Below are 7728 nucleotides of genomic sequence, written 5' to 3'. Positions count from 1 at the left end.
ATAATATCTCCGGCGTAGAGAAAGGCGTTCCGATCTAGCCCAATGTCCACAAAAGCGGCATCAATCCCAGCCACGATATTGTCTACCCGGCCCTTGTAGATGCTTCCCACCACGCGCTCATCACGCTCAATATGCAACTCAATCAGTTGTCCGTCTTCGCGGACAGCAACGCGCGTCTCTCGTGCGTCACTATTGACGATGATTTCCTTCAAAACAGTCTCCTGCCAGAACCAACAGCGACACTGCCTCGTTCCTGACTCAAATTTCTAAAAATGCCCAAATCTCTTCAGGCGGGCTCAGCCACACTGGCCTCAGACGCTTTAAACGTCCACAGCCGTGCCGCCGTAAAGTTCCACGTGACCACAACCACTGCAGCCACAACCTTTGCTCCAATCAACACGACCGGGCTAAACTCACTCTTGCCTTTTCCTGTGGCAATGATTTGAATAATTTCATTTGTGGAGCGCTCTGTGTGCATCACACCAAGCCGCATCGCCATCACAATAGCCAGAGTCATCACCGTCAGGTTCAGCCCCCAGCCGACCACGTTGGTGGCAAGAAACTTGGGGTACTGCTTCTTAGAATCTCCCTGACGATCACGGAATGTCCAGCGGCTATTCCAGATATATCCATTGGTTACCGCACACAGGAACGAGAGGGTTCCGGCCACCGCTACAGGTAGTCCTACACGATAATGTAACAGGCTTAGTAAGCCTGCATCAATCACAAATGAAGAGATCCCAACAAGGCAAAACTTAATAAGTTGCCTGATGCCGGGTCGTTGAAGTAGCGCTAGCACAGGGCATTATAACACGGCTAAAGTCCCCGTGCCTCCTGAGCGAGCTGGTTGCTTTTCAGGGCCTGCTCCTTGAGTTCTACCTCGATTGCCTCCGCCTGGCTTTCATAGTGAACAAGGCTCTCGGGCTCCAGACTCGCAAGGCCGCGTAGAATCCGAGCAAGGTGTCGTCGTGCACCGGCGAGCTGGGCCTGATCCCGTGCTTCATGAAACGCCTGCCGCGCCTCTGTATTGCGCTGCTGACGCTGGTAGAACGCGGCGGCTTGGCAGAGTGCCTCCAAATGGCGCTCCAGATCGCCCAGGCGCTTTGTCCGATCCAGAGCCCGCGTAAAGGCGGCCTCAGCGGCTTCGGGCATCCCAAGCTCATCACAGATAATTCCTAGATGGACTAAGAGAGAGAGCTCAACCTGACGATCCGTCCCTGTGCTGGCAAGGGCGAGTGCCTCTTCATTGACTCGCAGCGCCTCCTCAATCTGACCTTGCTTTAGATACGTCTCACACAAAGATGCGAGCAGATGCGGACGAACATAGTGGTTTTCCAGCTCCAGTGCTCGCTCCAGGCAGATCTGGAGGTCTTCGATTGCTCCTTCTAGCTCTCCCGCCTCACGCTTAATCCCTGCAAAATTAGAGAGACAGAAGATCTCGTACTCGGGAAGCGCGTGCTCGCGAGAAAGCTTTAGTCCCTGCAACAGAAAAGCGGTTGCTTGGTCGTAGCTGCCGAGCTCCACACAGAGCGCTCCCAGGTTATTGAGGGTCGCCACTTCGCCGCGCACATCGCCCTGTTGCTGGCGCAAACGATGTGCCTCCAGGAGAAGACTCATTGCCTCTGGGTAGTCGGTCACCTTACGACGGAGCGTGCTCAGCCCGAGAAGACAGGACGCCTCAATCTCACCAAAGCCCTCTTGGCGGCTCAGTGCCAATGCGGCCTGATAGTCCGTGTCGGCGGCCGCAAGATCTGACTGGATCAGGTTGCAGACCGCGCGTTGCCTAAGAGCGGTTGCCTCCCCCAGACGATAGCCGAGCTGGCGTGCCTTTACCAGAGTCTCCTCAACGAGCAAACCACACCGCACCAGATCCGCACGAACCAGGTACTCTGCCAGCGTATTGGCAGCATCCACCTGCGCACGAGGCTCTTGTGCGGACTTCAGAATCGCCTCCAGCGCCTCAAGTGTTCTCATTAGTATCACCATCCCAGAGGCGTCTCAGTCGCGCCTTAAGTTTTGCCTCAACCCCATTTTCCGTAGGCTGGTAGTAGGGCTCGCCCTGTGAAGGGAGCCCTTCCGGTAGGTAGCTCTGCTTGACAAACCCACCGGGATAGTCATGGGGATAGAGATAGCCTTCCCCGTGTCCCAGCGCCCGAACCCCTTTTGCATGGCTATCGCGCAGGGGCTTGGGAATCCCCGGAAATGCCGCATTTCGCACATCTTCCCGAGCCCGACCCAGCGCCTTTGTGCAGGCATTGGACTTGGGAGCCGCTGCGAGATAGAGGGTGACGTGGGCCAAGTTCAACGCGCACTCGGGCATCCCAATGCTCTCGGTCGCCTGAAAGCCTGCCATTGCCAAAGGCAGGGCGCTCGGGTCGGCACAGCCAATATCTTCGGAGGCCAAGATCACCAGGCGGCGTGCCAGAAACCGGGGATCTTCTCCCGCCTCCAGCATCCGCGTGAGGTAGTAGATCGCAGCATCAGGGTCGGAGCCTCGGATACTCTTGATCAAGGCGGAGACCATATCGTAGTGCGTATCGCCCATCTTATCGTAGCCAAGGGAGCGCTGCCCAACGGCTTCTTCGGCGACGGCCAGCGTGATACTTGCTCCCTTGGCGAGCGATGCGGCCAGCTCCAGTGCTCCCAGAGCGGCCCTTGCATCGCCGTTTGCCGCCGCCGCAAGATACTCATGGGCTTGGGGTTCCAGTACCAGACCACGCTCCCCGAGCCCGCGCTCTGGATCGGTCAGTGCTCGTGTGAGTAGCGCAGCAATCTCATGGTTGCCCAGTGCCTGAAACGGATAGACGCGCGCCCGGGAAAGCAGGGGCGCATTGACGGAAAAATAGGGGTTCTCCGTGGTGGCTCCAATCAGAACAATCGTGCCATCTTCCACATGAGGCAAGAACGCATCCTGCTGGGCTTTGTTAAACCGATGGATCTCATCCACAAAGAGCAGCGTCCGCTGGTTGTAGGCTTTGCGCCGCTCTTTGGCCAGCTCAATCAGCTTACGGACATCGGCAACCCCACCGGTAACCGCAGAGAAACTCTCAAAATGAGAGCGAGTCGTGCGGGCGATCAGCGATGCGAGTGTAGATTTTCCACAGCCTGGTGGCCCCCAAAAAATCGCGGAACGAAGCTCATCTTGCTCAATTGCCTGCCGTAGCGATTTCCCAACGGAGAGCAGATGCTCCTGTCCCATCAGCTCATCTAAAGCACTGGGGCGCATTCGTGCGGCGAGAGGAGCGGCAGAAAATGTAGGAGTAGCCGTTTCGTCGGGAGTAAAGAGATTCATTCCTTAGCTATAGCAGTATGCCCTTGAGTTTGCTCGTCTAAACTACTTTAGCATATACTATTCTTAATGCGTCGCTTCGCTCGTTATACCCTTCCTTTAGTTCTTTGGTTAAGTTTAATTTTCGCTATGTCTACTGACACGGGCTCAGCTGCCCGTACCCAACCCCTCGTCCACAGTGTCTTACGAAAATACTTACCGAGCCTCGCCGCGCAGCTGACCCCAAACCAGCTGGAGCGCGTGGACTTCAATATCCGCAAGACCAGCCATGTGATGGAGTATCTGATTCTGGCGCTCTTAGCCTACCGAGCCATCCGGGCAGATCACCCTCGTTTTCGGAGTCGCCATGTGGTTTTCACGATGCTCCTGGGGATCTTATACGCCGCCAGCGACGAGTGGCACCAGAGCTTTATTCCCTCACGCTGGGGAGTGGCTGCGGATGTGGTCTACGACTCTTTTGGGGTCTCGCTCGGGACGATTCTAAGCCAGTGGCGCGAGCAGCTCTTTCACGAAAAACAAAACCGGCTCGCTTTACGAGAAAGCGAGCCGGTTCCGGAGAGCTAAGAGACTACTTCTTGCGACAGAGCAGAGGCAACCCAATAAGTCCAAGAGCGGCGAAGATCAGTGTGCCAGGCTCTGGTACTGCATTATGAGTAGTTCGGCTACTGGCCGCCATTGCCGTCGTCATCGCTGGGGCGAGCACGACGGGCACTTCCTCCTCCGTGGACTCGGGAACCTTCACGGAGCGCACCACCGCCCCCGCCACTCCCGCCAGTGACAGAAGCGGCAATCCTGTCCGAACAAACTGAGGAGGTACGGGAGGCGCGACGGGCTTAACGGGATCTGGGATATTGGGGACTTCTACCACTTTAATCGGCGGTGCAATCGGTGGTGCCACAGGAGCATCGGGACCGAAGGGGGAGAGATCGCCACCCTCTAGGGCTTCCATACCCGCCGGAGCGATGATATTGGCAGCAACTTGCTGAAGACCCTGAGGGCGACTCATGGTCGCCACCGGGGCTGTTTTCGGCTTCTCTTTTAGCACCGGGGCTTTGGGCAGCAAGGGATTGGAGCAGCTCCACTTGAGAATTGGCTTGCCATCACGAGTCGCCCAGACACGGGTGCCTTTCTTCAGGCTCATCTTCTTGCTATAGATCAGACCCGACTTGGTCACACCATAGTTCATCACGCTCGTATCTGTCGGCAGAATGTAAGGAACTAGTGCGTCTTCAACAAACTCAACCACACGATCTTCGGGAAGATTGAAGTGCTTGGCGATATTACGACGGAACGCTGGTTGGGTCTTTAGTGCCTCAACAAGCGCCTCGGTGGTGAGTACAGGGTCATTTAAGAAACGATCTCTGCCCGGCGCGATTCGCTGCGGTACAAATACCGGTAAGACCACACCCTCAGGGGCTTGTGCGTTGCCTTGTGCTCGTGCAATACTTTCGGTAGAAAAACTCGCCACGAGAGTCATGAGTCCCAAAATGGTAGTGTTAAGTTTACGGTTCATCTCTATAAGTGTCCCTTGTATCTGGAGACTATCACAGGAAGCTTGCCATGTAATTGCTCCACAAAAAAAACCCGTATTTTTGCGGTGCTAAACCCGTAATTTTACGATCTGATGAATTAGTGGTGGAGCCTCTTGTGGCGCAGGAGTCATTGAGATCGCCGCACGGGCTGTGGCCGCGGCCTGCTCCGCCGCTTCCGGGTTGCGGGCGTGGACAAATGCCAGTGTCTGCCCAGCTTCCACCCTCTGCCCAACCGCAACGTGCAGCTCCAGTCCCACAGCAGGATCTATCTGAGCGTCTTTCGTTGCCCGTCCCCCGCCGAGCCGAACCACAAGCTCTCCCAAGGCTTGGGTTTCCATCGCCTGAATGGTGCCCGCTACAGAGGTGGTGACTGGCACCACCGTGGGGGCTTCCGGCAGGCCGAGTGCTAAGTTGCCTCCTTGCGCCGCGATAATCGCCTGGAATTTGTCTCGCGCTGCTCCGGACTTGAGAGACGACTCAGCTTTCTCCCGACCCGCTTCGACGGAGCTGCCCTGCGCCAGTGAGATCCCTTCGGCAGCAAGCCGCAGGCAGAGCTCAAGAAGCCGAGGCTCAGCGCTCTCGGGGCTCACTAGTAGCTCTAGGGCCTCTTTGACTTCCAGGGCATTGCCAATTGTGCGTCCGAGTGGCTGGCTCATGTCGGTGACCAAGGCGACGGCTCGTCGTCCGTTGGCAGTCGAGCCCGCGACCAGTGCTTCGGCAAGAGCAAGTGCTTCGACTTGTGTTTTCATCAGTGCCCCACTGCCCACTTTCACATCAAAGAGAAACGAGGGTGCGCCGCCCGCCAGCTTTTTAGAGAGAATGGAGGAGACAATCAGCGGCAGACAAGCGACCGTCGCGGTAGCATCGCGCAGGGCGTAGAGTTTTTTGTCGGCAGGTGCGAGAGTCTCGGTCTGGCCCGCGAGACACGCTCCGACCGAGTGGACTTGCGCCAACATCTGCTCTGGCGAGAGCGCAACACTAAGGCCCGCTATGGCCTCTAGCTTGTCTAGTGTGCCACCAGTGTGGCCCAGTCCTCGCCCGCTCATCTTGCAGACCGGCACGCCCGCCGCTACCAGAATCGGGACCACGATCAGGCTGGTCTTATCGCCCACTCCTCCCGTCGAGTGCTTGTCCAGTGCCTGCGGCAAGTCTGAGAGATCAAGCTGCTGCCCTGAGCCCGCCATCGCCGCCGTGAGCGCTGCCGTCTCTTGGCCGTCCATTCCCTGGAGATAGATCGCCATGAGGAGTGCCGCTGCCTGGTAGTCTGGGACAGCGCCTCTCGTGTAGCCATCCACGAAAAACGTAATCTCTGCCGCACTCAGCGCCGCCCCATCGCGCTTTTTTGCAATAATTTCCAGAATGTGCATGCCTTTAGGATACCTCTCCTCGATTGGGTACAATCGGGCTCGTGTTGTTTCGCCGTCGTTTCGGGTTTAGCCCGCCAGAGAAAGCCACCTCCGAAGGAATTGTCGGGATTGGTGGGCCGCTGGATGTGCCGACCCTCCAGTGCGCCTACCGCCAGGGAATCTTTCCGTGGCCACACACCGGCTTGCCTCTGCTCTGGTTCAACCCCGACCCTCGTGCTGTCCTAGACTTCGATGAGCTTCATATCCCTGAGCGCCTTGCTCGTCGGCGCAAGAAGCTCCCCCTGCACTTCACGATAGATCAGTCTTTTGAGACCGTGATCACGTCTTGCCGCAAAGCGCCCCGGCCCGGACAGGAAGGCACCTGGATCACCCCGAAGATCGTCACCGCGTTCAAGGGCCTGCACCAAGTGGGGGATGCCCATAGTATCGAGGCATGGGACGAAAACGGGAGCTTAGTGGCAGGGCTCTATGGGGTCACTGCAGGCGGTGTCTTCTCCGGCGAGAGCATGTTCCACACCATTAGCGATGCCTCCAAGCTCTGCGTCTTATTTTTAATCGAGCACCTCAAAGAGCGCGGCGCTACCTGGATTGATATCCAGACCATGACCCCCCACTTTGAGATGCTGGGTGCCAAAGAGATCTCCCGCGCGGAGTATCTCGACCGCCTCACCGCGGTCCAGCAAGCCCCTCTCACGCTCTTTGAAAGGGAACCGTAGCCACAAAACAAGCGTTGGGATTTTCACCATGCAAACGCCGCCTCCCACCATCACCTTTCCCGCTGTCCAAGCCGACAACCTCGAAGGCAAGAAGCTGCGCTTCCCGCAAGACTTCGCGGGCACGCACAACCTCGTCTTCGTGGCCTTTCAGCGCAACCAGCAGCGTGAGATAGATACCTGGGTGCCGCTCGCCAAGGAGCTAATGAAAGCGCACCCCACCCTGCGTCTCTACGAGTTCCCCGTGATCGGCAAGATGATCGGGATGATGCGCGGCTTCATCAACAGCGGCATGCGACGCGGCATCCCCGACCCCGCCACCCGCGCCACGACCATCACAATCTACTCCGACAAAGGCGCGTTCATGAAGCCGCTGGGCCTCAAAGACCAGAAGAAAATCTACGCCTTTATCGTCACCCCCAAAGGCGAGATACTCTGGCGCACCGAAGGCCCCCGCATCGAGAGCGGCGAGAAAAGCCTTCGCGAGTTTCTGGACAAGGCAAAGTAGTTTCCGTATTCCGCCCCATGCGATGAGTCGTTCAGCAGGTGTACAAAGCAAATCAGAGCGTGTCGAAGAAAGATCAGAGCGTGTCACGGAAGAATCAGAGTGTGTCACAGAAAAATCAGACAGCGGATAAAGCACATCAGCGCGTGCGGGAGCAAAATCAGACTGTGAAAAATCACAATCAGCATCTGCGGATAGCGCATCAGACAGTGCGGCTAGTAGATCAATCCGTGCGGGAGCGAGATCAGCGTCTGTGAATCGCTTTGCCGCCCACTGAAAGTAGGCGTCTGGGTAGCCTTCGGCTGCGAAGCCCGTGCCGGGC

General features: G+C 57.3%; 8 protein-coding genes and 1 pseudogene. 3 read left to right on the top strand and 6 right to left on the bottom strand.

Going from position 1 to position 7728, the window contains the following annotated elements; all coding sequences use genetic code 11:
* From AC1XOS_RS02730 to AC1XOS_RS02715, 4 genes and pseudogenes are all read right to left on the bottom strand, one after another.
* A pseudogene (locus tag AC1XOS_RS02730) lies at positions 1-212 on the bottom strand (Rne/Rng family ribonuclease); the annotation flags it as partial.
* A 74-nt stretch (positions 213-286) separates the two neighbouring features.
* Positions 287-799, bottom strand: a complete 513-nt coding sequence (locus AC1XOS_RS02725; RefSeq protein ID WP_481960681.1) for a GtrA family protein — start codon at positions 797-799, stop codon at positions 287-289.
* A 17-nt stretch (positions 800-816) separates the two neighbouring features.
* Positions 817-1974, bottom strand: coding sequence for a tetratricopeptide repeat protein (locus AC1XOS_RS02720; RefSeq protein WP_481960680.1), 1158 nt, complete (start codon positions 1972-1974; stop codon positions 817-819).
* Positions 1961-3292 carry a replication-associated recombination protein A gene (locus AC1XOS_RS02715; RefSeq protein ID WP_481960679.1) on the bottom strand — a complete coding sequence of 444 codons (1332 nt, stop codon included), beginning with the start codon at positions 3290-3292 and terminating at the stop codon, positions 1961-1963. The genes AC1XOS_RS02720 and AC1XOS_RS02715 overlap by 14 nt, the downstream gene beginning before the upstream one ends.
* 66 nt (positions 3293-3358) lie before the next feature.
* On the opposite strand from AC1XOS_RS02715, the gene AC1XOS_RS02710 reads away from it, so the two are divergent.
* Positions 3359-3853, top strand: a complete 495-nt coding sequence (locus tag AC1XOS_RS02710; RefSeq protein ID WP_481960678.1) for a VanZ family protein — start codon at positions 3359-3361, stop codon at positions 3851-3853.
* Between the two features lie 4 nt (positions 3854-3857).
* Here the strand turns inward: AC1XOS_RS02710 and AC1XOS_RS02705 are convergent, their stop codons facing one another.
* Entirely contained in the window at positions 3858-4802 is a 945-nt protein-coding gene (locus AC1XOS_RS02705) for a DUF6777 domain-containing protein (RefSeq protein WP_481960677.1), read from the bottom strand.
* An 87-nt stretch (positions 4803-4889) separates the two neighbouring features.
* Positions 4890-6188: a thymidine phosphorylase gene (locus AC1XOS_RS02700; RefSeq protein WP_481960676.1), complete on the bottom strand. Its 1299-nt coding sequence runs from the start codon at positions 6186-6188 to the stop codon at positions 4890-4892.
* Between the two features lie 41 nt (positions 6189-6229).
* Here AC1XOS_RS02700 and aat point away from each other — a divergent pair, with 41 nt between their 5' ends.
* Together aat and AC1XOS_RS02690 are read left to right on the top strand one after the other, a co-directional pair.
* On the top strand, positions 6230-6904 hold the full coding sequence (gene aat, locus AC1XOS_RS02695) for a leucyl/phenylalanyl-tRNA--protein transferase (protein ID WP_481960675.1): 675 nt from the start codon (positions 6230-6232) through the stop codon (positions 6902-6904).
* A 28-nt stretch (positions 6905-6932) separates the two neighbouring features.
* Entirely contained in the window at positions 6933-7409 is a 477-nt protein-coding gene (locus tag AC1XOS_RS02690) for a hypothetical protein (protein WP_481960674.1), read from the top strand.
* Positions 7410-7728 lie beyond the last annotated feature (319 nt).

Source organism: Armatimonas sp., assembly GCF_964826245.1.
The sequence above is the reverse complement of the archived record's forward strand: the minus strand, read 5'-3'. Positions and strand labels throughout refer to the sequence as shown.